General features: G+C 64.7%; 21 protein-coding genes. 14 read left to right on the top strand and 7 right to left on the bottom strand.

Annotation, left to right across the window (positions count from 1 at the left end; all coding sequences use genetic code 11):
• The first annotated feature begins 47 nt into the window (after positions 1-47).
• From AC1DDS_RS10855 to AC1DDS_RS10840, 4 genes are read left to right on the top strand one after another with little or no spacing between them, the layout of a single operon-like run.
• Positions 48-1,328 (top strand): imelysin family protein, encoded by a 1,281-nt coding sequence (locus AC1DDS_RS10855; RefSeq protein WP_477478916.1) that lies wholly within the window; start codon positions 48-50, stop codon positions 1,326-1,328.
• Positions 1,329-1,377: 49 nt separating this feature from the next.
• Positions 1,378-2,916 (top strand): di-heme oxidoreductase family protein, encoded by a 1,539-nt coding sequence (locus AC1DDS_RS10850; RefSeq protein ID WP_477478915.1) that lies wholly within the window; start codon positions 1,378-1,380, stop codon positions 2,914-2,916.
• Positions 2,916-4,046, top strand: a complete 1,131-nt coding sequence (locus tag AC1DDS_RS10845) for an imelysin family protein (protein WP_477478914.1) — start codon at positions 2,916-2,918, stop codon at positions 4,044-4,046. The genes AC1DDS_RS10850 and AC1DDS_RS10845 overlap by 1 nt, the downstream gene beginning before the upstream one ends.
• Before the next feature lie 44 nt (positions 4,047-4,090).
• On the top strand, positions 4,091-5,176 hold the full coding sequence (locus AC1DDS_RS10840) for a DUF1513 domain-containing protein (protein WP_477478913.1): 1,086 nt from the start codon (positions 4,091-4,093) through the stop codon (positions 5,174-5,176).
• A 6-nt stretch (positions 5,177-5,182) separates the two neighbouring features.
• Here the strand turns inward: AC1DDS_RS10840 and AC1DDS_RS10835 are convergent, their stop codons facing one another.
• Positions 5,183-5,761: an N-acetyltransferase family protein gene (locus AC1DDS_RS10835; RefSeq protein WP_477478912.1), complete on the bottom strand. Its 579-nt coding sequence runs from the start codon at positions 5,759-5,761 to the stop codon at positions 5,183-5,185.
• Positions 5,762-5,879: 118 nt separating this feature from the next.
• Between AC1DDS_RS10835 and AC1DDS_RS10830 the strand changes: the two genes are divergently transcribed.
• The 3 genes from AC1DDS_RS10830 to guaA are packed head-to-tail and all read left to right on the top strand — an operon-like array spanning position 5,880 to position 8,585.
• Entirely contained in the window at positions 5,880-6,329 is a 450-nt protein-coding gene (locus tag AC1DDS_RS10830) for a PaaI family thioesterase (RefSeq protein ID WP_477478911.1), read from the top strand.
• The gene (locus AC1DDS_RS10825) at positions 6,326-6,964 is read left to right on the top strand and encodes a 5'-methylthioadenosine/S-adenosylhomocysteine nucleosidase (RefSeq protein WP_477478910.1); all 639 of its coding nucleotides are present in this window, start codon (positions 6,326-6,328) and stop codon (positions 6,962-6,964) included. The genes AC1DDS_RS10830 and AC1DDS_RS10825 overlap by 4 nt, the downstream gene beginning before the upstream one ends.
• Before the next feature lie 58 nt (positions 6,965-7,022).
• The gene (gene guaA, locus AC1DDS_RS10820; protein ID WP_477478909.1) at positions 7,023-8,585 is read left to right on the top strand and encodes a glutamine-hydrolyzing GMP synthase; all 1,563 of its coding nucleotides are present in this window, start codon (positions 7,023-7,025) and stop codon (positions 8,583-8,585) included.
• A 772-nt stretch (positions 8,586-9,357) separates the two neighbouring features.
• On the opposite strand, the gene AC1DDS_RS10815 is transcribed toward guaA, so the two are convergent.
• On the bottom strand, positions 9,358-9,918 hold the full coding sequence (locus tag AC1DDS_RS10815) for a methylated-DNA--[protein]-cysteine S-methyltransferase (protein ID WP_477478908.1): 561 nt from the start codon (positions 9,916-9,918) through the stop codon (positions 9,358-9,360).
• A gap of 336 nt (positions 9,919-10,254) precedes the next feature.
• Between AC1DDS_RS10815 and AC1DDS_RS10810 the strand changes: the two genes are divergently transcribed.
• Positions 10,255-11,313 (top strand): M14 family metallopeptidase, encoded by a 1,059-nt coding sequence (locus AC1DDS_RS10810; RefSeq protein WP_477478907.1) that lies wholly within the window; start codon positions 10,255-10,257, stop codon positions 11,311-11,313.
• A gap of 169 nt (positions 11,314-11,482) precedes the next feature.
• Positions 11,483-12,946, top strand: a complete 1,464-nt coding sequence (locus AC1DDS_RS10805; RefSeq protein ID WP_477478906.1) for a phospholipase D-like domain-containing protein — start codon at positions 11,483-11,485, stop codon at positions 12,944-12,946.
• A gap of 15 nt (positions 12,947-12,961) precedes the next feature.
• Here AC1DDS_RS10805 and AC1DDS_RS10800 read toward each other — a convergent pair whose 3' ends face one another.
• Positions 12,962-13,810: an endonuclease/exonuclease/phosphatase family protein gene (locus tag AC1DDS_RS10800; RefSeq protein ID WP_477478905.1), complete on the bottom strand. Its 849-nt coding sequence runs from the start codon at positions 13,808-13,810 to the stop codon at positions 12,962-12,964.
• A 178-nt stretch (positions 13,811-13,988) separates the two neighbouring features.
• On the opposite strand from AC1DDS_RS10800, the gene AC1DDS_RS10795 reads away from it, so the two are divergent.
• Together AC1DDS_RS10795 and AC1DDS_RS10790 are read left to right on the top strand one after the other, a co-directional pair.
• A complete protein-coding gene (locus AC1DDS_RS10795) occupies positions 13,989-15,158 on the top strand; it encodes an amino acid aminotransferase (protein WP_477478904.1) in 1,170 nt (389 codons plus the stop codon).
• 92 nt (positions 15,159-15,250) lie between these two features.
• Positions 15,251-15,601 (top strand): ArsC family reductase, encoded by a 351-nt coding sequence (locus AC1DDS_RS10790; protein WP_477478903.1) that lies wholly within the window; start codon positions 15,251-15,253, stop codon positions 15,599-15,601.
• A 177-nt stretch (positions 15,602-15,778) separates the two neighbouring features.
• Here AC1DDS_RS10790 and AC1DDS_RS10785 read toward each other — a convergent pair whose 3' ends face one another.
• The 4 genes from AC1DDS_RS10785 to AC1DDS_RS10770 all read right to left on the bottom strand — a co-directional run bounded on the left by AC1DDS_RS10785 (position 15,779) and on the right by AC1DDS_RS10770 (position 20,367).
• Positions 15,779-17,092, bottom strand: coding sequence for a calcium-binding protein (locus AC1DDS_RS10785; RefSeq protein ID WP_477478902.1), 1,314 nt, complete (start codon positions 17,090-17,092; stop codon positions 15,779-15,781).
• Positions 17,093-17,226: 134 nt separating this feature from the next.
• Positions 17,227-18,039 (bottom strand): 3-oxoadipate enol-lactonase, encoded by an 813-nt coding sequence (pcaD, locus tag AC1DDS_RS10780; protein ID WP_477478901.1) that lies wholly within the window; start codon positions 18,037-18,039, stop codon positions 17,227-17,229.
• Positions 18,040-18,184: 145 nt separating this feature from the next.
• The gene (locus tag AC1DDS_RS10775) at positions 18,185-19,093 is read right to left on the bottom strand and encodes a ribokinase (protein WP_477478900.1); all 909 of its coding nucleotides are present in this window, start codon (positions 19,091-19,093) and stop codon (positions 18,185-18,187) included.
• Positions 19,094-19,140: 47 nt separating this feature from the next.
• The gene (locus AC1DDS_RS10770) at positions 19,141-20,367 is read right to left on the bottom strand and encodes a DNA recombination protein RmuC (RefSeq protein ID WP_477478899.1); all 1,227 of its coding nucleotides are present in this window, start codon (positions 20,365-20,367) and stop codon (positions 19,141-19,143) included.
• Positions 20,368-20,480: 113 nt separating this feature from the next.
• Between AC1DDS_RS10770 and def the strand changes: the two genes are divergently transcribed.
• The 3 genes from def to truA all read left to right on the top strand — a co-directional run bounded on the left by def (position 20,481) and on the right by truA (position 22,778).
• Positions 20,481-21,005: a peptide deformylase gene (gene def, locus AC1DDS_RS10765; RefSeq protein ID WP_477478898.1), complete on the top strand. Its 525-nt coding sequence runs from the start codon at positions 20,481-20,483 to the stop codon at positions 21,003-21,005.
• A gap of 91 nt (positions 21,006-21,096) precedes the next feature.
• Entirely contained in the window at positions 21,097-22,035 is a 939-nt protein-coding gene (gene fmt / locus AC1DDS_RS10760; protein WP_477478897.1) for a methionyl-tRNA formyltransferase, read from the top strand.
• Positions 22,035-22,778, top strand: a complete 744-nt coding sequence (truA, locus tag AC1DDS_RS10755) for a tRNA pseudouridine(38-40) synthase TruA (protein ID WP_477478896.1) — start codon at positions 22,035-22,037, stop codon at positions 22,776-22,778. The genes fmt and truA overlap by 1 nt, the downstream gene beginning before the upstream one ends.
• The last annotated feature ends 5 nt before the right edge of the window (positions 22,779-22,783 follow it).

The raw sequence follows: 22,783 nt of genomic DNA, 5'->3' as shown, positions 1-22,783 counted from the left end.
GGTGCGCCGGGAGGGAACGAAACTCAAATGGAATCCCGGGAGACATCATGAAGACGCCCTTCCTTCGCACGGCCGCATTGGCGCTTCTGGCCGCCACCTCCGCGTTCGCCGTCCAGCCCGCCTCCGCCGCGACCGATGCGGCTGCAGTCGTCAAGCACTACAGCGAGATCGCGCATGCCAAGTTTTCCGACTCGCTTTCCACCGCCAAGGACCTCGCAGCCGCCATTGACGCGCTGATCGGCAACCCGACCGAGGACACGCTGAGGGCTGCGCGCGCCGCCTGGATCAAGGCCCGCGCGCCCTACCAGCAGACGGAAGTCTACCGTTTCGGCAATGCCGCCGTCGATGAGTGGGAGGGCAAGGTCAACGCCTGGCCGCTCGATGAGGGGCTGATCGACTACGTCGACGCAAGCTACGGCACGGAAAGCGACGAAAACGCGCTGTTCGTCGCCAACGTGATCGCCAATGCCAAGATCAAGATCGACGGCAAGGACGTGGACGCCACCAACCTCACGCCGGAATTCCTCGCAGGCACCCTCCAGGAGGCCGGCGGCGTGGAAGCAAACGTCGCGACCGGCTATCACGCGATCGAGTTCCTGCTGTGGGGTCAGGACCTGAACGGCACCGGCCCGGGCGCGGGCAATCGTCCGGCAACCGACTTCGACACGAAGACCTGCACCGGCGGCAACTGCGACCGCCGCGTCGCCTATCTCAAATCCGCGACCGATCTGCTGGTCGGCGACCTGGAGGAAATGGTCGCGCAGTGGGCACCGGAGGGCGAGGCTGCGAAAACCGTCAATGTCGATCCGAAGGCCGGCCTCTCGTCCATCCTCACCGGCATGGGCTCGCTGTCCTATGGCGAACTTGCCGGCGAACGCATGAAGCTGGGCGTCCTGCTGCACGATCCGGAAGAGGAGCACGACTGCTTCTCCGACAATACGCACAACTCGCACTACTACGACGCGGTCGGCATCCAGAGCGCCTATACCGGCGAATACATCCGTCCCGACGGCACGAAGCTGACGGGCCCGTCGCTTTCTGAACTGGTTGCCGCGAAGGATGCGGGCCTCAACACCGAGATGAAGGCGAAGCTCGACACGACCATTGCGGCCATGCAGGCGATGGTAAAGCGCGCCGAGTCTGTCGAGGCTTATGACCAGATGATCGGTGAGGGCAATGCCGAGGGCAATGCGGTGGTGCAGACGGCAATCGACGGGCTCGTCGACCAGACCAAGACGATCGAGCGGGTCATCTCGGCGCTGGACCTGGGTAAGATCGAGCTTGAAGGTTCCGACAGCCTGGATAATCCTAACGCTGTCTTCCAATAAGAATGCAAAGGCGGGCCGCGCACGTTCACGACGCGGCCCGATCTCAACCATGAGGCCACCCCACGCCTATCGCCTTTTGCCCGCACTCGGCGCGTTGCTGCTGTCGCTCGCCGGTGCTGCACCGGCGGGCTCGGGCGAACTGCCCGGCAGCGAAGGCCGCACAGACCTTTCCGCCAAGGACAAGGCAAGGGTCGAAGTGGTGACGAAGCCGACGGCGGACTTCTCCAAGGCGGAACAATACGAGGCGATGTCCGGCGGCGCGGCGACCTCGACGGCAGCCGTCAACGCCGACAGCTTCTCCCATTTCTCCGAAAACCTCACCTTCCAGCAGGAAGAGGGGTTCAAGCTCGGCAACGCGCTGTTCCGTAAGGTCTGGGTGTCCTCGCCCTCCTCGACGCAGGCCTCCGACGGGCTGGGACCGCTCTTCAATTCGCGCGCCTGCCAGAACTGCCACCTGAAGGACGGCCGCGGCCACCCGCCGGAACCCGGCGACAACACGAGCACCACCTTCCTGCGCCTTGCCCGCCCGCCGGCACACGAGGCCGAACAGGCGAGGCTGGACAAGCTCGACGTTCTCAACTTTCCCGATCCGGTCTATGGCGGCCAGTTCCAGGATTTCGCCGTTCCCGGCCTGGCGGCAGAAGGGCGGATGCAGGTCGAGTACACGGAGGATGCCGTGGAGCTTCGCGGCGGCGAGACAGTTTCCTTGCGCAAGCCCCGTTACTTCGTGACCGATCTCGCCTATGGCGACCTGGACCCGACCACCACGCTTTCGCCGCGAATGACCCCGCCGATGATTGGGCTCGGCCTGATCGAGGCGGTCCACGAGGCGGATATCCTGGCGCTCGCCGATCCGGACGACGCGGATGGCGACGGCATCAGCGGCAAGACCGCGCTGGTTCGCGACAAGACGGGGGAACTCCTGCTTGGCCGTTTCGGCTGGAAAGGGCAGAACCCGACCGTCCGGCAGCAGAGCGCAGAAGCCTTTATGAATGACATCGGCATTTCCACGCCGGACACCCCTGCCAGCCACGGCGACTGCACGCCGGCCCAGGCGGCTTGTCTCGCCATGCCCGTTGGCGTGCAGAAGCGGCTCGGCGATACGGAAGCACCCGATCCGGTACTCGACCTCGTGACCTTCTATGCGGAGAACCTCGCTGTTCCGGCGCGCCGCAAGGCGAGCTTCGCCGAGACGCTGGCCGGCAAAAAGGTGTTCTACGAGATTGGCTGCACCGCCTGCCACAATCCGAAATTCGTCACCCGCCGCGATGCGCGCGACAAGGCGCAGTCCTTCCAGCTCATCTGGCCTTATTCCGACTTCCTGCTGCACGACATGGGCGAAGGACTTGCCGACGGGCAACAGGTGGGTCTCGCCGATGGCCGCGAATGGCGGACACCGCCGCTTTGGGGCATCGGTCTGACGGAGACGGTCAGCGGCTACACCTTTTTCCTGCACGATGGGCGGGCGCGCAATCTGACCGAAGCCATCCTCTGGCACGGCGGCGAGGCGGAAGCCGCCCGAAACCGCTTTGCCGATCTGGAGAAGGCCGACCGTGACGCCTTGTTGAGCTTCCTGGAGACCCTTTGATGACCCTGCCGCACCACACCGGCCTGCGCCGGATGCTTCTTGCCGGCCTTGCCATTGCCGTACTGGCGTTGCCTGCATCGGCCCAGGATGCCAATCCGCTGCCGCCGGTCGTCCTGACCGACGAAGCGGTCGCCACGGTGATGGCGCGGGCGGTCGACGAAGTCATCCGACCCGGCTATCGCGACCTGCACTCGTCGGCGGCAGCGCTGACCGCAGCCGTCTCGACCTTTTGCGCGACCCCGTCCGCCGAGAGCAAGGCCGCCGCCCATGCCGCCTTCGATGATGTGGTGGCGAAGTGGTCGTTCATCGAGATCGTCCGCGACGGGCCGGTGCTGGAGCAGAACCGCTTCGAGCGCATCCTTTTCTATCCCGACCGAAAGGGCACGGGGCTGAAGCAGGTGCAGGCGCTGCTGGCGAAGGCGGATGAGAAAGACACCGACGCCGCCGCGCTGCCGGGAAAGAGCGTTGCCGTTCAGGGCCTCGGCGCGCTGGAATTCGTCCTCTACGGCACAGGCGCGGAGACATTGGACGAAACCAAGGACAGCTTTCGCTGCCGCTATGGCACAGCCGTTGCCGAAAACATCGCCGCGACGGCTGGCGCACTCAGCGCCGATTGGGAACGGGCCACCGGCGTCCAGAACGACTGGAAGCACCCGGGACCGGACAACCCGGTGTTCCGCGACAGCAAGGAAGCCATCACTGCCCTCCTCGGCATTCTGGTTCACGGCGCGGAAACGGTGCGCGACCAGCGCATCGAGGCCTTCTACAAAGGCGAGGATGCCAACCCGAAGCCGAAATCGGCCGTCTACTGGCGATCCGGCAATACCTGGAATTCTATAGACGGAAATCTCGAAGGGCTGCGCGCGCTGTTCACGAAATCCGGCATGGAAGGTCTGCTGGATCCGGGGGCGGCCTCCATTGCAGGCAACGTCGAATTCGTTATCCGGTCGCTGGAACGGGCCGTACCGAAGATCGATCCTGATATCGAAAACGCCGTCAACGATCCGGCCGAGCGGAAGAAGATGGACTTCCTCATCGTCAATGCTCGTGACCTCGTTCTGCGGTTGAGCAACGAGTACGGCGGGGCAATCGGCCTGGGCGCCGGCTTCTCGTTCTCGGACGGCGATTGATCGCAACACTTGCCTTCGCGGCAGCTTCAGGGAAAGGGCGGGGCATGCGCACACCGCTTCTCGATCGCAGGCAGTTCATGAAGGCGGCGGGGGCGGCCTGGGCCAGCTCGCTTGCGCCGTCGTCGCTCCTTGCGTTGGAGCGCGCAGACGCCGTGTTCGCATCTGGCTACATGGCTCCGGACGGAAGCTTCGGGGTGGCAACGCTTGCCGAAGACGGCGCGTTCATCGACCGGGTGCCGTTGCCGGCGCGCAGCCATGGCATGGCCTACAGCGCCACGACCGCGCATGCCGTCGCCTTTGCCCGCAGGCCCGGCACCTTCGCCCTAATCTTCGACACGCGGCGGAAGGCGGAGCCGATCGTCATCCATGCCGGTGCGGACCGGCATTTCTTCGGCCATGGCGGCTTTTCACCGGACGGGCGCCTGCTCTATGCGAGCGAGAACGATTTCGAGGCCAACCGCGGAGTGATCGGTCTCTACGATGCGACCGATCGCTATCGCCGTATCGGCGAGTTCGACACTTACGGCATCGGCACCCACGACCTGACAGTTTCGGACGACGGCAAGATCCTGGTCATCGCCAATGGCGGAATCGAGACGCATCCGGATTTCGGCCGCACGAAGCTGAACCTCGACCACATGGAGCCGTCGCTGGCTCTGGTCGATGCCGCGACCGGCGCGCTGATCGAACGGCATGCATTGCAGCCGGCGCTGCGCCAGCTTTCGACCCGCCATGTCGACATCGACGACAGGGGCCGCATCTGGTTTGCCTGCCAGTACGAAGGACCGCGCAACGATCTGCCGCCGCTCGTCGGCCATTTTGCCAAGGGCGAACAGATCAGCTTCCTCGACCTGCCGCCGGAGACGACGACGCGGCTTGCCAATTATGTCGGCGCGATTGCCGTCAACCGTGCGGAAGGGCTGGTCGGGCTGACCTCGCCGAAGGGTGGGGTGGCGGTCACGGTCGAGGCCGCGACCGGGCGGGTCCTGCGCCAAGAGGCCATTGCCGACGCAGCCGGGATCGCGCCGTCGCAACACGGGTTCGCCGTCTCCTCCTATGATGGGCGGTTCAAGGGGATGAAAGCCGATCTCGCCTGGGACCAGCACATCGTCCGCCTCGGGCGGACGTAAGCAGGGTCAGGCCGCGCCTGCGTCTCGCGAAATCAGCAGGTGCAGGTCATGCCAGGCGTAAGCCACCTGTTCGTAGCGGTGGCCACCCAGTCCGATGATGCTGGTTTCGACCGGCGTCGCCCCCAGGCGCTCGTAGAAGGCGCGGTTGGGATTGGTCGAAAGTACCCAGGCAATCAATGTGACCGTGCCGCCCTCGACCATCCGCCGCGCCACCGCCCGCACCAGCGCGGCGCCGATGCCGCGCCCCTGATAGGCCGGCAGGACATAGAGCGCATAGATCTCGCCGATCGGAGTCGGCGCGGTGTAGCGGGCGGGACCATAGTTCGCAAAGCCGACCAGGGCCTCGCTCCTGTGATCGATCGCGACGTAGTGCCCAACGCCGGTCGCGTTACGACGGGACATGTGCCGCACCGCCTGCTCGGCCGGCGACATGCGGTCGAGATAGGCATCGTCGAGCTGGCCGCGGAAAGTCGCCCTCCAGGTCTCCACGAGCACCCGGCCGATTGCAAACACGTCCGCGGTCCGGCCATGCCGGATTTCGATCGCATCATCCATGTGAAAGATGTAGGGCACCGGCCCGCGCATGCAAATCTCCCCGCCGCCGGGGCGCGTCCGGATTGCGCGCAATTGACGTCTTGCGGTGCGAAAGCACGCGTGCGAGGGTCTCGCCGCCGGGCGTATCCGGTAAAGCGAAACGAGCGACATGACAGACCTTCCACCCGCGGATTTCCGCGAACGCATCACCTCGAGTTTCCAGCGCCAGCCGGCCATGCGCCTGATCGGGGCGCAACTAACGCGCATCGAGCACGGCACTGTCGAAATCGAGCTCCCCTTCGACGAAAAGCTGACGCAGCAGCACGGTTTCCTGCATGCCGGCATCATCTCGGCCGCGCTCGATTCCGCATGCGGCTACGCCGCCTATTCGGTGATCGACCCGGACGCCTCCATCCTGACGATCGAATTCAAGGTGAACCTCATGTCGCCCGGCCGCGGCGACTGGTTCCTGTTCCGCGGCGAGGTGACGAAGCCGGGCTCGAACATCATCGTCGCGGACGGACGGGCATATGCCGTCAGTGACGGACCGGCCAAGCTGATCGCCTCGATGACCGGAACGATGATGGTGGTGCGCGGCCGGGAGGACGTGGCCGGATGAGCTATGAGCTGAAAAACGTCGCCGGGCGAAAGCTGCTCTACGTAATGGCGGTCGCCTCGGAGTATGGCGAGCACCTGCAAAGCCGCATATCGCCGCTGCTGACCGGCATTGGTCCGGTCGAGGCGGCGGTGCAGGTGACGCGGGCGCTCGCCCGGCTGGACGTGAGCAACAGCCTGCCGGACCTCGTCGTCTGCCTCGGCTCGGCCGGCTCCGCCACGCTGGAGCAGTCGGAAATCTACCAGGTGACCAGCGCCTCCTACCGCGACATGGACGCCTCGCCACTCGGGTTCACCAAGGGCGCCACGCCACTTCTCGATCTTCCGGTGGTGGTGCCGATGCCGCTGCGCGTGCCCGGCATTGCCGGCGCCGCGCTGTCAACGGGGGCGAACGTCGTCAGCGGCGCCGCCTATGACGGCATCGACGCGGACATGGTGGATATGGAGACCTTCGCCGTTCTCCGCGCCTGCCAGGCCTTCGGCGTCGCCCTGATCGGTCTGCGCGGCATCTCCGACGGCAAGGCCGAACTGAGGCATGTCGGCGACTGGACCGAATACCTGCACGTCATCGACGAGAAACTCGCCCATGCCGTCGACGATCTGGAACGGGCTGTGGCGGACGGATCGATCGCGGTTTGAAGCCGCAAATCCGGGCTGCCCGGTTGCGCGCTGCGGCAAATTTCATTAAAGGCTCGCCATGACCCAGACACCCCATCCCGACAGCGTCCTCATCATCGATTTCGGCAGCCAGGTGACCCAGCTCATCGGCCGGCGTGTGCGCGAAGCAGGCGTCTACTGCGAGATCATCCCCTTCCAGTCCGCCGAAGAGGCGTTTCACCGGATGAAGCCGAAGGCGATCATCTTCTCCGGCGGCCCGGCTTCCGTGCTCGATCACGGCAGCCCGCGCGCGCCGCAGATCGTGTTCGATTCCGGCCTGCCGATCCTCGCCATCTGCTACGGGCAGCAGACACTGGCAACCCAGCTCGGCGGCAAGGTGGAGGGCGGGCACGCCCGCGAATTCGGTCGGGCCGACGTGGAGATCCTGAAGGATAGCCCACTGTTCGAAGGCGTCTGGGAAGTCGGCAAGAAATATCCGGTCTGGATGAGCCACGGCGACCGCGTCACCGTCGCTCCCGAAGGCTTCGAGGTCATCGGCGTCTCCGAGAACGCGCCGTTTGCGGTCAGCGTCAACGAGGCGAAGAAGTATTACACCACCATGTTCCATCCGGAGGTGGTGCACACGCCGGACGGGGCGAAGCTGCTGTCGAACTTCGTACACAAGATCGCCGGCATCACCGGCGACTGGTCGATGTCGGCCTATCGCGCCCGCGCAGTCGAGGCGATCCGCGAACAGGTCGGCAACAAGCGCGTCATCTGCGGCCTGTCGGGCGGTGTCGACAGCTCGGTTGCGGCCCTCCTCATTCACGAGGCCGTCGGCGAGCAGCTGACCTGCATTCTCGTCGACCACGGCCTGATGCGGAAGGACGAGGCGGCGAACGTCGTCGCCATGTTCCGCGAGCACTACAACCTGCACCTCGTTCATGTGGACGCCTCCGACCGCTTCATCGGCGAGCTGGAGGGCGTTTCCGACCCCGAGACCAAGCGGAAGATCATCGGCCGGCTGTTCATCGAGGTGTTCGAGGAAGAGGCGAAAAAGCTCGGCGGCGCGGAGTTCCTGGCGCAGGGCACGCTCTATCCGGACGTGATCGAGAGCGTCTCCTTCACCGGCGGCCCGTCCGTCACCATCAAGTCGCACCACAATGTCGGCGGCCTGCCCGAGCGCATGAACATGCAGCTCGTCGAGCCGTTGCGCGAGCTCTTCAAGGACGAGGTGCGCGTGCTCGGCCGCGAACTCGGCCTGCCGGACAGCTTCATCGGCCGCCATCCCTTCCCGGGACCGGGCCTCGCCATCCGCTGCCCGGGCGGCATCTCCCGCGACAAGCTGGAAATCCTGCGCGAAGCCGACGCGATCTATCTCGACGAGATCCGCAAGGCCGGTCTCTACGACAAGATCTGGCAGGCCTTCGCCGTGCTGTTGCCGGTGCAGACGGTCGGCGTGATGGGCGACGGACGCACCTACGAGTTCGTCTGCGCGCTCCGCGCCGTCACCTCGGTGGATGGCATGACGGCCGACTTCTACCACTACGACATGAACTTCCTCGGCCGTGCCGCGACCCGCATCATCAACGAAGTGCGCGGCATCAACCGCGTCGTCTACGACGTGACGAGCAAGCCGCCGGGCACGATCGAGTGGGAGTGAGATTAATATTCTTACTTCCATGGAAAGCCATTCCTAAACTTTCCCTCCGCCTTGATCTAAGCCCGCGATTTCGTGGGCTTTTTCTTGCTCGCTGGCCCATCGCAATCACTCGATGGCCTGAGCGCGCGATAATACCGCTGCCGTCATTGGAGGCCCTTCGGCGGTGAAATGATGGCGAGCCGAGCAACATTCTTCCAGTTTCGGATGTCGGAATCCTCCGGCACAATCACATCCATCCCAGCGATGTAAAAGGCTGGGGCCATCGTTGAGCTGCGGGCGAAGCTACGCCAACATTCAGAGAGGGGGCGAGCGGCGACGGGGTTGGACCGTTGACTCCCACCGGGGACGCCCATTCTGCCGCCGCTCTTCCGGTCGATGGTGACGCCACGGCTGTGAACAAGCCCGGTGCGGCCGTGGCCCCATCGACAAGCAACCAAGTTGGAACCAGCAGGGCGAGCACGACACGAAGCCCCAGGATCATCCTTCTACTGGCCGCCAGCCCGACGCCGATTCCGCAGATGTTCGTTCGGTTGCCCGACCTGGGGACTCTGCGGCTCGACGTCGAAGCCTTAGTAGTGATCTGGTCGATGCGCGTACCGTTGTCAATCCAGCGTCAGCACGGTTAAGCGAAGGGCACGATCGACTGGGAGTGAGCGCAGCGCATCGGCACGCCGTCGCATGGTGACGATCACATCTATCGCCTGCGCTCGCCTGATGAAGCGGCAGCGGGCTGACAATGACGCACGCCCTAGACGCCCGTCCTTCCCATTGCCTAGAACCCGAACGACTGCTGGGCGGGTTCCGGCGGGGCGAAGGAAATACCCTCAAGCGCCAGCATCTTCAGCTTGGACGAGGCGCCGCCCGGGGCGGAGAAGCCGCCGATCTTGCCGCCGGCGGCGAGCACACGGTGGCAGGGAATGATGAGGGCGACCGGGTTTTTCGCCATGGCCTGACCGACATCCCGCGCGGCTTCCGGACCGGCGCCGAGCTGGCGGGCGAGCGCGCCGTAGGTAATTGTTTCCCCCCAGCGGACTTGCCGGACGGCATCGTAAATCGCCGTGAAGAAGGGCGACTGGCCGGAAAGGTCGACGGGTACGCCGGTAAAGTCGACCGCCTCGCCGGCAAAATAGCGACCGATCGCCGAGACTGCCTCCGCAATGGCAGGCGGAGGTTCCGCGGGTTCGGCAGCAGGCAGACGTCGCAGCAGCAGGCGGCGCGTCGTGTCCGCATCCTGACCCGGCAGTTGGAAGCGCACGACACCGGCGGCGTTCCAGGCGATGGCGCAATGACCGCTCGGCGTTTCGAAGACCAGGTAGCTGACCGCGTCGGACATGGCGAAAAAGCTCCGTGCTCGCGTATGTCCCAAGATTAGGCTTCCCCGACAGGAGTTCAACCCGATTACCGTCGCCGCGGGCATGGGTCCTTGTGGGCACGGCTCTGCGGCGAAACCCCGGTTCCCGTTCCGGCCCAGCATCGGACGAACCCCGCCCGGTCGATTTCCGAGGCAGGCCGGATCGCTGGAACGGAAATTCGTGCTGAAGTTGCCATATCTTGACTTCGCGACCACAAGGAATGGAACCTTCTTGTCGACCGTTGCTCGGTCAGCTAACCATGGATCACTGCGACAATTGTCCAGCCGAAGTCAGCTCAAGCATCAGCGAACAAAGACATGAACATTTCCGAACTCATCATCCCTGGCGACACTCCCGGCATCGAATGGCGGATTCCGGTGCTGCATTTCGTCGGCACCTCCGCCACCGCACCGAAGGTCTATATCCAGGCTGCGCTGCATGCCAACGAGCTGCCTGGCACGGCCTTGGTCCATTACCTTTGCGAGCGCCTGCGCGGCGCGGAGGCCGAAGGGGCGATCCTCGGCGACATCGTGGTCGTGCCGCAGGCCAACCCGATCGGTGCCGCACAATCTCACTTCGGTGAGATGCAGGGTCGCTTCGACCTTGCCTCGCGAACCAATTTCAACCGCGACTTCCCGCTGGTCACGCTTGCCGAACGAGACAGCCTGATTGCCGACCTCGACGGGCAGACGGCGGTCAACCGGTTGAAGCGGAGCCTGCTGCACATGGCGCTCAGTGCCGATCTCGTGCTCGATCTGCACTGCGACGATGAATCCGTCCAGTACGCCTATATCGACGAGGCCTTCTGGCCGGAGGCTTCTGATCTCGCCAGCGCGCTGGCGATGGAGGCGGTGTTCCTCTCGGACGGCGAAAGCACCGCCTTTGAAGAGGCGGTCGGTTATGCCTTCAAGCGGCAGGGCGAAGAGAAGCTGGCACGGGTGCCGGGGCGGCTTGCCGTGACCGTGGAGCTGCGCGGACGGCGCGACGTGTATCCCGACATGGCGAAAACGGACGCACACGGGCTCTGGCGCTTCCTTGCCGCACGTGGCGCCGCTCGCGACGAAACCGTGCGCCTGGCCGACTACACAGGGCCGGCGGTGCCGCTCGACAACATCGAGATGGTTCGTGCGGTCGAACCGGGCACGGTCCTGTTCCACAAGGACATCGGCGACACGGTCGAGGCGGACGACTTGCTTGCGACGCTGATCACAGAGCCGGGTGCAGCGGACGGCTCCGTCGAGATACGTGCCGCCCGCGCCGGGTTTATTGCAACCCGCACGTCCGATCGCTTCGTCCGCAGCGGTGGCGATCTGATGAAGATTGCCTGCGGCGAGCCGACCCGTTTGGGCCGAAAGCCGGGCACGCTCGAGGACTGAGGACTGTTTTCCTCAACTGCAAGACGCGCACAGACGACGGGACGGGCCGGCTTTGACCGGCCCGTCCCGTCTGCCGGCGCTTGGCAGAAGCGACTTTCATTGCCCCCGTCCCCGCTTTAAGGTGAATTCACCAACGCGTTCAATCACTAGGGGCGGTGTCCGGGCCGATATGTTGCAGACGATCTCCGACTACTGGCCGCACATTCTGGTTGTCCTGTCGATCCTGCTCGGCCCGCCTGCTGCAATCCATGCAACGATGACGAAGGCAGAGGTGCGCGCCGCGATCGGCTGGGTCGGTGTCATCCTGCTTTCGCCGATCATCGGTGCCGCCATCTACTATGCGTTTGGCGTCAATCGCATTCACCGCAAGACGCTGACGCTGCAACGCGCTGGCCCGATAACGCAAAAGGGCCGTCATCATCCGGCTTCCTATGACATCGCCGACGAAACGGTGCATGCCCGATATGGCGGAGCGCTGGCGGCGATGAAGCATCTCGGCGACAATGTCGGGCGCTTCCCCCTCACCTCCGGCAACCGGATTGAATTGCTCGAATCCGGCGATGTGGCCTACGAGGCCATGCTCGCGGCCATCGGCAGCGCCCAGCGCAGCATTCTGCTGGAGACCTACATCTTCGATCGCGACGGCATGGGAGCGCGGTTTGTCGAAGCGCTGTCCGCGGCAACCGTACGCGGCGTCGACGTTCATGTGCTGATCGACGCGGTCGGCGCCCGCTATTCGACGCCCAGCATCGTGCCTTCGCTGCGGCACGCCGGCGTTTCGGTGCGGGTGTTCAACGGCAACATCATCATGGGACTGCGGCTGCCTTACGCGAACCTGCGCACGCACCGGAAGATCCTGGTGATCGACGGGCAGATTGCCTTCACCGGCGGCCTCAACATTCGCGCAGACTTTACGAGCGAATTCGCGGGTGAGTTGGTCGCCAAGGATACCCATTTTCGCGTTGCCGGTCCGATCGTCGGCGACCTCTTTCACATTGCCTACGAGGATTGGCGCTTCTCCGGCGGCGAGGCCCTCGACGGCGATGCCTGGCGGATCGAACCGCCAAAGGCCGAGCCGGGGACGGAATTGATGGCCCGCGTGGTGCCCTCCGGTCCGGACAAGAGCATCGAAACGAACCTGCGCATGCTGATGGGGGCGATATCGATCGCCAAGAGCCACATCCGCATCATGTCGCCCTACTTCCTGCCCGAGCGAGACCTGATCAGCGCCCTGGTGACCGCGGCGCGGCGCGGTGTTCGGATCGACATCGTCGTGCCCGGCACCAACAACCTGATGCTCGTTGACCTGGCGATGACAGCGCAGTTCGATCAGTTGTTGACAGCCGGCTGCCGCATCTGGCGTTCGAGCGGCAGCTTCAACCACTCGAAGCTGACCGTCGTCGACGGCGTGTGGTCCTATATCGGCTCGTCGAACTTCGATCCACGCTCGCTCCGCCTCAACTTCGAGATCGATATCGAGGTGTTCGACACCTTCTTTGCCGCCGCGATCGAGGCGCGGATCGGCGCCGTGCTGAAATCCGCCGAAGCGGTCGATCTGCATGCGTTGCGCGCCCGCCCCTTCTCGCGCCGGCTGATCGAGCGGATCACCTGGCTGGGCTCGCCTTACCTGTAATGGCAGTTACAAAGGTCATGCGGATCGCAGCGCGGCGGGCTCCGGCGAGCAATAGCTGCGGTCCCAGATCGCCTTCAGGTCGATGTGCGCCTTGATCGGCAGGTGGTCGGAGGCCACCTTGGCGAGCGGACTGTCATGAACCTCGACGGTTGCGACGAGATCATGGGGGTGACCGAGGACGCGATCGAGTGCCAGAACCGGAAAGCGCGATGGGAAACTCGGGACGGCACCGGAGGCGGGGTCGAAGACCGGCGAAAGCGGCGAAAGCGAGGAGCGCCGCCCGACGCGCCATTCGTTGAGATCGCCGATCAGGATCGTCGGCATCTCCTCTTCCTGGGCGACAGATGCGAGAATGTGCTTGGCCTGCATTTCGCGCGATCGCTTGAGAAGGCCGAAATGGGCGGCGACGACCCGGAGCCTGCCGGTCGGAAAGTCGATGTGGACCACCAGAGCGCCGCGGGGCTCGACTCCCGGCAATTTCAATTGCTGAACCTTCAGAACCGTGCCCTTGCGAAACATCAGCATATTGCCGTGCCAGCCGTGGCCGGTGCTGGACAAGGTCGTTATCGGTACCGGCACGAGGCCGCAGTCCCGCTCCAGGCTGGCGAGATCAAGTAAGCCCGAACGGCAGCCGAAGCGCTTGTCCGCTTCCTGAATCGCGATGATGTCCGCATCAATTTCGGAAATGACCTCGGCCACGCGCTCCGGATCGAATTTCCGGTCGACACCGACGCATTTGTGGACGTTGTAGGAGGCGATGACCGTGTCGCCACCACCGCGATTGGCGGATAGCGGCCGGTGCCCACGGCGGTTGCGGATCGCAGACAGGGCTGCGGTGCTCACCTTCTCGTTCAGCTTTCTCAACGAACCTTCCTTTGCACGGTCGTGCAGGTCGAAGATAGGGAACGCTTCGGCGCGCCGCAACCGCGAAACGATAAAATGTGCCTTATCAGGCAATCCGAACGGGCACGAAAGATCACGCTCGAAATCCGTGACCATTTCCCGTAAACCGTCAGCAGTCTCAAGCAGCAGGGGTTCCGCCATGTTCGACACACTCGCCCGCCAGCCCGATGATCCGCTCCTTGCCCTGATCGGGCTTTACCGAGCCGATGCGAGACCCGGCAAGGTCGACCTCGGCGTCGGCGTCTACCGCGACGAACAGGGCGCCACACCGATCTTCCGCGCGGTCAAGGAGGCCGAGCGGCGCCTGCTGGAGGGCCAGACCACGAAGACCTATGTCGGCCCCGAGGGTGACCCCGTGTTCCTCGAGCGGTTGTGGAACCTGACCACCGGACCGGCCGGCCGCAGCCTTGCCACCGCGGGCGTGCAGACACCGGGCGGATCGGGAGCGGTGCGCCTTGCCGCCGACCTTTTGGTGCGGATGCGTGTCAAGAAAATCTGGCTCGGTATGCCCACCTGGCCAAACCACGCCGCCATCTTCAAGGGGTCGGGCCTCGAGGTCGTTACCTACCCGTTCTTCGACGTCCCTTCGCAGACTGTTCTGTTCGACGCGATGATGGAGGCGCTGCAGGGCGCAAACGCCGGCGACGCCGTGCTGCTGCATGCGAGCTGCCACAACCCGACCGGCGGCGTACTCGCGCCCGAGCAATGGGCCGCCGTTTCCAGGCTGATTGCCGAGCGCGGCCTGCTGCCCCTCGTCGACAGCGCCTATCAGGGTTTCGGCAAGGGGCTGGAAGCGGATTCGGAAGGGTTGCGCTCCCTGCTTGCCGCCGTGCCGGAGGCTCTTGTCGCCATTTCCTGCTCGAAGAATTTCGGGCTCTACCGCGAGCGCACCGGCGCCATCTTCGCGGTCGCCAGGTCCAAGGAGGCTGCGGATGCGGTGCGCACCAACCTCGCCGGCCTCGCCCGCACAAGCTACTCCATGCCGCCGGACCATGGTGCAGCCATCGTCAGCACGATCCTCGGCGACGCCGCGTTGACGGCGGACTGGATGGCGGAACTGGAGACGATGCGCGGCCGCGTCGCATCGATCCGCGAGCGACTGGCCGCCGGCCTTGCACGCCGCTGGCAGGTGATGACGGCAATCGCCGGGCAGGAAGGCATGTTCTCGCTGCTGCCGCTGGAGGAGGCCGACGTCATGCGTCTGCGCGCCGAGCATGGGATCTACATGCCCGGTTCCGGCCGCATCAACATCGCCGGCCTCAAGACCGCCGAGGTCGACGCCGTCGTCGAGAAGTTCCTCAGCCTCTGACGAGGTGATGCCTGAGCGACCGAAACAAATGACGATCGGCGGCAATGCCCGCCGACCACGTCGTGCCGGATAGGCACCCAAGGGAGAAAATGGTGACGATCACCCTCTACGGCATCAAGAATTGCGACACGATGAAGAAGGCGCGGACTTGGCTGGACGGCCGGAAGATCGCCTACCGATTCCACGACTACAAGGCGGAGGGCATCGATGCGGCCTCCGTCGAGCGCTGGATCGACGCGCTCGGCTGGGAGACCGTGCTGAACCGGGCCGGAACGACCTTCCGCGCCCTAGCACCAGCCGACAAGACCGACCTGACCGCGCAAAAGGCTGCCGCACTCATGCTCGCGCAGCCTTCTATGATCAAGCGTCCCATCCTCGATCTCGACGGCAGCTATTTCGCCGGTTTCAAGCCCGATCTGTATGAGGCGGCATTCTCGACCTAAAGCGCGTCGCGATCAGATCCGCTTGCCGCGCTTTAGGTCCATGTTCTTTCGCATGTCTTAAGCCGAAACCGGTGGCCACTTGCTTTGGTGCCGACAACGGGCGATCGACTTCCTGCCCACATGATCCGGAAGGGACGTCTTCTCCAGACGTCCCTGCCCTGCCTCAACGTGCCAGAGTCAGATGATGAAGAAGTCGGCTGCCGTCATTGCCAGTCCGGCGTCCAGCGTTGCAAAGAGCACGCGGCCGCCGGACGCATTTCCGTTGGAGTCGTAGTAGAGGTTGCCGGCGTCCTTTTCGTAGATTATGCGGTCGCTCGCGTCGCCGGCCATGCCGCTATTGTTGGCGCAGAACTGCGCGGCGCTAAGCACACCCGTGCCCGTCAATTTGGTGAAGATCGCATTTTCGAGCCAGATCGTGTCGGCAGCCACGTTGAAGTCGTCGATCTCGTCGACATTGTTCGAGGCACTGAGCTTCGTGTTGAACACGAAACAGTCCTTTCCACTGTCGCCGCGCAGCAGATCATTGCCGAGACCGCCGGCGATCTTATCGTTGCCAGCGTCGCCGCGCAGCCAGTTGCTGCCCGAGCTTCCCGTCAGCTTGTCGGCGAACGCGGTACCGCGAACCCCTTCGATGCTCGTCAAAGTGTCGGTCTTGCCGAAGCCGTCGATCGCCGTGCCGGCCTGCAGGTTAACGGTGACGCCGACCTTGCCGCCGCTGTTGCTCTGGTCGCGATGATAGCTGACCGTATCGAAACCGCCGCGGCCATCGATGACGTCGCGACCGCCGATGCCCTGAAAATCCTCGTCTCGGGCGGAGCCCTTCATGACGTCCCGGAACTGGGTGCCGCGGAAGGTCTCGAAGTTCTGGAAGGTCTCGGCATTGCCGTAGGGATCCGTCACGGTCCCGGCGGCGGCATCCAGCGTTATGCCGCCGCGCGCGTTGGAATTATAGCGGGCATCCTGAAAGCTCAGATTGTCCCACCCCGCGCCGCCGTCATAGCTGTCCTTTCCCTCACCGCCGATGACGAAGTCATCCCCGCCACCGCCGTTGATGATGTCGTTGCCGGCGAAGCCCTCGAGGTCGTCGTTCCCGGCCGACCCGTTCAACCTGTCGTTACCCTTCATTATCCAGGCCTGGAGGTTCCAAGGATCAAAGGTATGGGCGGCGTTGTCGAGTGCCTCCAGGGACAGGCTGAGCCCCTCGAACTTCGACACCAGAGTGGTGCCGTCCGACTGGAACAGTTCAATCCTGGCCACCTTGCCGCCAATCGGATTCCCCTCGGAATCGAAGCCGAAATCGGTCCCGCTGAACCGCAACCGAAGGCCGTTGTCCAGCTTCAGGTCCATCTTGGTCGACGTCCTGGTCACGACCGTTGCCGTCGAAAGATCCACCAACTCCCCGAACATCGGGTTGTAGTCGAGCCCCGCGATCGCCGGTGAATAGCTCTGCGGATACTTCCCATTGGGAAAGAAAACCGTATAGGTCGCCATTTTCTCCACCTCTCATATTAGAGAGCGAGAATTTAGCGCTTGCCGTGCGAAACTGTCGATATCGCCCCCGTTCACTCGAAGGACGTAAGGTGGCGCAGGGCGATCGGTGCTTCGGCAGTCATCACGCCACGTCGTCAGCCATTTGGCTTGTCTCCATGAACAAGCGGATCGATGAATGCCCGGAGGATCGCAGTCAGAGCCTCGGGCTGCTCGACGCAAGGGAGATGGCCTGCATCGGCAATGACTTCGTAGCGGGCGCCCGGGATGAGCTTGGCGGTCGACAGGACGACAGCCGGCGGTGTCGGGCCGTCCTGATCGCCGACGACACACAGCGTCGGCACGGCGATGCGCGTCACAGCGTCCGTGAAATCCGCGTCCCGGATGGCGGCGCAGGTGGCGACGTATCCGATCGCCGGCTGACGGACCAACATGTTGCGATAGCCATGATAGGCGGTATTTTCCGGCCGGCGGAAGGCGGGCGTGAACCAGAGCCCCATGACGGCGTCAGCGATGCTCTCGATGCCGTCACGCTCGACGGTGGCAATGCGCGCATTCCAGCTTTCGGCCGAACCGATCTTGTGGGCGGTGTCGCACAGGACCAGCGCCTTCACCAGTTCCGGCCGCGCCGCGTAAAGACCCTGTGCGATCAGGCCGCCGACGGAGAGCCCGACGATGACGGCCTCCTTCACGGCATAAAGATCAAGCAGGCCGGACAGGTCGCTAACGTGGTCATCGATGGAATAGGGTACCTGGCCGACATCCGACAACCCGTGGCCGCGCTTGTCGTAGAGGATCATGGGAAAATCGCCGGCAAGCCGCACGATGACGTCACGCCAGATGCGGAAGTCCATTCCCAGCGAATTGGCGAAAACAAGGACGGGCTTGTCCTGCGAGCCGCCGATGATCTGATGGTGAAGGCTGATGTCGTTTATCCGGGCGAACTGCAAAGGATGTCTCCTCCCGATGACCAGATTAAAGGCGGACACACGATCGACAACCGCATCAAGTCTGACGACCGCCGAACGCCCGCCGTCCAAAGATCGGCCCTTTCAGCGAACGGCCGATCTTCATTCGCCTGCATTCAAGGCAATATCAGCCTTTTCGCATCCGCGCATCCACTTCGCCCGCCTCCGGGATCGACGGCTGGGCGCCGCGCTTGAGGCAGGAGAGCGAGCCGGCGATGGCGGCCCGGCGCAGGCAATCGGCGAAAGGCAGACCCGCGTCGAGTGAAGCGACCAGATAGCCGCAAAAGCTGTCGCCTGCGCCGACCGTGTCGACCGGCTCGATCTTCAGGCCGGGAGCGCGGAAGACATTGCCCTTGCGGATGGCGATGACGCCGTCGGCGCCGAGGGTCACGATGATCGTCTGCCCGGTCCGCTCGTGGATCGAGCGCATCTCGGCCTCCCGCTCCGCGTCGGAGAGGCCGGACTTGCCGGCATACTGTTCGAACTCGATCTCGTTGGTCACGACGATGTCCGCCTTGGCGCCGAGCGTGCGGGCATCCGCCGTCATTGGTGCGAGATTGATCACCGAGGTCACGCGTCTCGCCCTGGCAGCATCGAGCGCTGCGTCGACGGCCTCTGTCGGCACTTCGAGCTGCAGCGCCAGGAAATCGCCGGCCGACATCTGCGACACGGCCACCTTGGCGTCCGCCGCGGTCACGTCGCCATTGGCACCGGCGACGACGACGATGACGTTCTCGCCATCGTCGGCAACCAGGATGTGGGCCGTACCGGTCGGCTCGTCCGCGACCTTGACGAGATCGAGATCCACGCGCGCATGGGTGAGAAGCACCAGCGATTCGGCGGCAAAGGCATCCCCGCCGACGGCTCCCGCCATGCGGACCGTTGCCCCGGCACGCCGGGCCGCAAGCGCCTGATTGGCGCCCTTGCCGCCAGCGGCCGTGGTAAAACTGTGTCCCGGCACGGTTTCGCTCGCTTTCGGCAGGCGTTCGGTCGTGGCGATGAGATCCATGTTGATGGATCCGAAGACGGTGATCATGGGGGCTCGTTCCTCCGGTATGCCTCAACCGACACTGCCCGAGCCGGTCAGTCCTCGTCAACCACTCTCAGTTTCAATTGGCCGGTGCGGCTTTCGACCGCACGTTCCGCGGCGGCGGCAGACGGCGCCTGCACCTGTCCCGGCCCTGGCGGCGCAGCCGTTTCAAACTCCATCTCACCGATCCGAGCGCCGCGCCGGACAAGCTTGTCGGTCGAGGTCAGGATCTGGTCCACGTCCTTCTGCGCCGATGTGAAGTGCCCGTGCAGCTTGCGAACACGGTCGTCGAGACGCCCGAGATCCTCCATCAGCCGGATCACCTCGCCCTGGATCACGTGCGCCTGCTCGCGCATGCGCTGATCCTTCAGGAGCGCCTGCAGGACCTGGATCGACAGAAGCAGGAGCGACGGTGAGACGATGACGATGCGGGCACGGTGCGCGCGCTGGACGATCGCCTCGAAGCTCTCGTGGATCGCGGCGAAGATCGATTCGGAGGGGACGAAGAGAAAGGCGGTATCCTGCGTCTCGCCGGCCAGCAGGTATTTTTCGGCGATGTCACGAATATGGACGTCCATGTCCCGCCGGAACTGCTGGGTGGCCAGCTTCGAGGCTTCGGCATTCGCAGCCGCGCCCATGGCGTTCCACGCCTCCAGCGGAAACTTCGCGTCGATGACCAGCGGCGGCTGGCCATTCGGCATGCGGATGATGCAGTCCGGCCGCATCCCGTTTGGAAGCTGCGCCTGGAACTGGTAGGCGCCGGTCGGCAGGCCGTCGGCCACGATCGCCTCCATTCGCCCCTGGCCAAAGGCGCCGCGGGTCTGCTTGTTTGCGAGAATTGCCTGCAGGCCGACCACGTCCTTGGCCAGCGACTGGATGTTCGTCTGCGCCGTGTCGATCACCGCGAGCCGCTCCTGCAGGCGGCGAAGGTTTTCATGCGTGGCGCGCGTTTGCTCGCTAATCGACTGGCCGAGGCGCTGCGTCAGCCCGTCGAGGCGCTGGTTGATCGACTGGTTCGTCTCGGCCTGGCGCGCGCCGAACACCTCGGCCATGGCGGCGATCCGGCCCTGCATCTCGTTTTGCGCGCGCAGCAGCTCGGCCAGGCGCACTTCCGCAGCTACGGCAGCCGCGCGCTGGCGGCTTGCGGCACGGCGGGCGAAGACGATCCAGCCGGTCGCCACGATCGCGGCGAACAGGCAGGCAAGCTGCAACGCCGGATCGCGGGCAAGCGCATCAAAAAGCCGACTCACTGCGGCCTGAAGGGATGGTTCCGGATTCATGCGGCAAACATAGCAGCATTTGCGCGCAAGAATAGATCATAACGTGAACAAACGGGGCCATCGCGAGATGCAAGGCAATTGAAAGCCGTCCAGCAAACCGCTAAGTGAGGCGAATGACGATCAAACCGCTGATTATCCTTCCCGATCCCATCCTTCGGCAGGTCTCCGCACCGCTGGAGACCATCAACGACGAAGCACGGCGCCTTGCCGACGACATGCTGGAGACGATGTACGACGCGCCCGGCATCGGCCTTGCGGCGATCCAGATCGGCGTGCCGCGTCGGATGCTGGTGCTGGACGTGTCGAAGGACGGCGAAGATAAGACGCCGCTCGTCTTCATCAACCCGGAGATCGTCACGACCTCGGACGCGCGCTCGGTGTACGAGGAGGGCTGCCTGTCGATCCCGGATTACTACGCCGAGGTCGAGCGCCCGGCCACGCTCACCGTTCGCTATCTCGACCGTGAGGGCAAGGAGCAGACGATCGACGCCGACGGGCTTCTCGCGACCTGCCTGCAGCACGAGATCGACCACCTGAACGGCGTGCTCTTCATCGACCACATTTCCAAGCTCAAGCGCGACATGGTGATCCGCAAGTTCACCAAGGCGGCAAAGACGCGCGGCGCCAAGGCGATCTGATCCGGCATCGGACGGCGTCACCGCGAGGGCTTGATTGACGCTCGTAAACCCGTTTGAAGGGATCAACGAGCTTAAACGGGAGCATCGCCGCATGGCGCTTCGCATCATCTTCATGGGTACGCCGGAATTCTCGGTGCCGACGCTGACGGCGCTCGCCGAGGCCGGCCATACGATCGTGGCTGCCTATTCGCAGCCGCCGCGCCCCGGCGGACGGCGCGGGCTAGAACTGCAGAAGTCGCCGGTGCATCAGGCCGCCGAGCGGCTCGGGATCCCCGTGTTCACGCCGCTGAACTTCAAGGCGGAGGCGGATCGCGCCACTTTCCGGGCGCTGGAGGCCGACGTCGCCGTCGTCGTCGCCTACGGGCTTCTGCTGCCCGAGGCGATCCTCACCGGGACGCGGCTCGGCTGCTACAACGGCCACGCTTCGCTGCTGCCGCGCTGGCGCGGTGCGGCACCCATCCAACGCGCGATCATGGCCGGCGACGCGGAAACCGGCATGATGGTGATGAAGATGGACAAGGGGTTGGACACCGGCCCCGTGGCGCTGACCCATCGCATCGAGATCGGCCCGGACATGACCGGCGGCGCGTTGCACGATGCGCTCATGCAGGCCGGCGGCGGCCTGATGGTCGAGGCAATGGCGCGTCTGGAGGCGGGCGACCTGCCGCTGACGCCGCAGGCCGAAGAGGGCGTGCTCTACGCCGCCAAGATCGACAAGGGCGAGACGCGCGTTGACTTCGCGCGACCGGCCGCCGACGTGCACAACCACATCCGTGCGCTTTCCCCCTTCCCCGGTGCCTGGTTCGAGCTTTCGCTAGCCGGCAAGCCGGAGCGGGTCAAGGTGCTGGGATCGCGCCTGGCAGCAGGGTCGGAAAAGCCGGGAACGGTGTTGGCCTCCGACGGGTTCGTTGTCGCCTGCGGCGACGGCGCCGTCTCCCTGACACGGCTGCAGAAGGCCGGCGGCAGGCCGCTCGACGTCGCTGACTTCCTGCGCGGCACCCCCGTCGCCCCAGGCACGGTGATTATCTGATGCCGCGCTATCGCCTGATCATTGAATATGACGGAACGCCCTATGTCGGCTGGCAGCGGCAGGAGAACGGGCATTCCGTGCAGGGCGCGGTCGAGAAGGCGATCCTGTCGCTGACCGGCGAAACCGTCTTGATCCGCGGCGCCGGCCGCACCGATTCCGGCGTGCACGCTATGGGCCAGGTCGCCCATGCCGATCTGTCACGGCCCTGGAAGGAGCACACCCTGCGCAACGCCCTGAACGCGCATCTGGCGCAGGCAGGCGAGCGCGTGGCGATCCTCGACGCGACTGAGGCGGCGGACGATTTCGACGCCCGCTTTTCCGCCGTGCGGCGGCATTACCTCTACCGCATCATCTCCCGCAGCGCGCCGTTGGCGCTCGAGGCAAATCGCGCCTGGTTCGTGGCGAAGCCGCTGGATCACGAGGCGATGCACGCGGCCGCACAGGTGCTGGTCGGCAAGCACGACTTCACCACCTTCCGCGCCGCCCAGTGCCAGGCGAACAGCCCGGTGCGGACGATCGACCGGCTCGACGTGACGCGCGCCGGCGAACTGATCGAGATCCGGGTCACCGCACAAAGCTTCCTGCACAACCAGATCCGCTCCTTCGCCGGGACGCTGAAGCTCGCCGGCGAAGGCAAGTGGAGTATCGATGACGTGCGCGCCGCATTGGAAGCCCGCGATCGCAAGGCCTGCGGCCCCGTCGCGCCGCCGGAAGGGCTTTATTTCATGCAGGTCGACTACTGAGCCAA

Source organism: Mycoplana sp. 10N416 (assembly GCF_056394765.1).
This window is presented reverse-complemented; position numbering and strand designations above follow the sequence as displayed.

Excerpts from the sequence above, each read along its gene's own strand:
- AC1DDS_RS10830 (WP_477478911.1), top strand. The coding sequence starts at position 5,880 with ATGACAGACCTTCCACCCGCGGATTTCCGCGAACGCATCACCTCGAGT.
- AC1DDS_RS10805 (WP_477478906.1), top strand. The coding sequence starts at position 11,483 with ATGTTGCAGACGATCTCCGACTACTGGCCGCACATTCTGGTTGTCCTG.
- AC1DDS_RS10845 (WP_477478914.1), top strand. The coding sequence starts at position 2,916 with ATGACCCTGCCGCACCACACCGGCCTGCGCCGGATGCTTCTTGCCGGC.
- AC1DDS_RS10795 (WP_477478904.1), top strand. The coding sequence starts at position 13,989 with ATGTTCGACACACTCGCCCGCCAGCCCGATGATCCGCTCCTTGCCCTG.
- AC1DDS_RS10775 (WP_477478900.1), bottom strand. The coding sequence starts at position 19,093 with ATGATCACCGTCTTCGGATCCATCAACATGGATCTCATCGCCACGACC.
- AC1DDS_RS10785 (WP_477478902.1), bottom strand. The coding sequence starts at position 17,092 with ATGGCGACCTATACGGTTTTCTTTCCCAATGGGAAGTATCCGCAGAGC.
- AC1DDS_RS10825 (WP_477478910.1), top strand. The coding sequence starts at position 6,326 with ATGAGCTATGAGCTGAAAAACGTCGCCGGGCGAAAGCTGCTCTACGTA.
- AC1DDS_RS10855 (WP_477478916.1), top strand. The coding sequence starts at position 48 with ATGAAGACGCCCTTCCTTCGCACGGCCGCATTGGCGCTTCTGGCCGCC.
- fmt (WP_477478897.1), top strand. The coding sequence starts at position 21,097 with ATGGCGCTTCGCATCATCTTCATGGGTACGCCGGAATTCTCGGTGCCG.
- guaA (WP_477478909.1), top strand. The coding sequence starts at position 7,023 with ATGACCCAGACACCCCATCCCGACAGCGTCCTCATCATCGATTTCGGC.
- def (WP_477478898.1), top strand. The coding sequence starts at position 20,481 with ATGACGATCAAACCGCTGATTATCCTTCCCGATCCCATCCTTCGGCAG.
- truA (WP_477478896.1), top strand. The coding sequence starts at position 22,035 with ATGCCGCGCTATCGCCTGATCATTGAATATGACGGAACGCCCTATGTC.
- AC1DDS_RS10810 (WP_477478907.1), top strand. The coding sequence starts at position 10,255 with ATGAACATTTCCGAACTCATCATCCCTGGCGACACTCCCGGCATCGAA.
- AC1DDS_RS10835 (WP_477478912.1), bottom strand. The coding sequence starts at position 5,761 with ATGCGCGGGCCGGTGCCCTACATCTTTCACATGGATGATGCGATCGAA.
- AC1DDS_RS10770 (WP_477478899.1), bottom strand. The coding sequence starts at position 20,367 with ATGAATCCGGAACCATCCCTTCAGGCCGCAGTGAGTCGGCTTTTTGAT.
- AC1DDS_RS10850 (WP_477478915.1), top strand. The coding sequence starts at position 1,378 with ATGAGGCCACCCCACGCCTATCGCCTTTTGCCCGCACTCGGCGCGTTG.
- AC1DDS_RS10840 (WP_477478913.1), top strand. The coding sequence starts at position 4,091 with ATGCGCACACCGCTTCTCGATCGCAGGCAGTTCATGAAGGCGGCGGGG.
- AC1DDS_RS10815 (WP_477478908.1), bottom strand. The coding sequence starts at position 9,918 with ATGTCCGACGCGGTCAGCTACCTGGTCTTCGAAACGCCGAGCGGTCAT.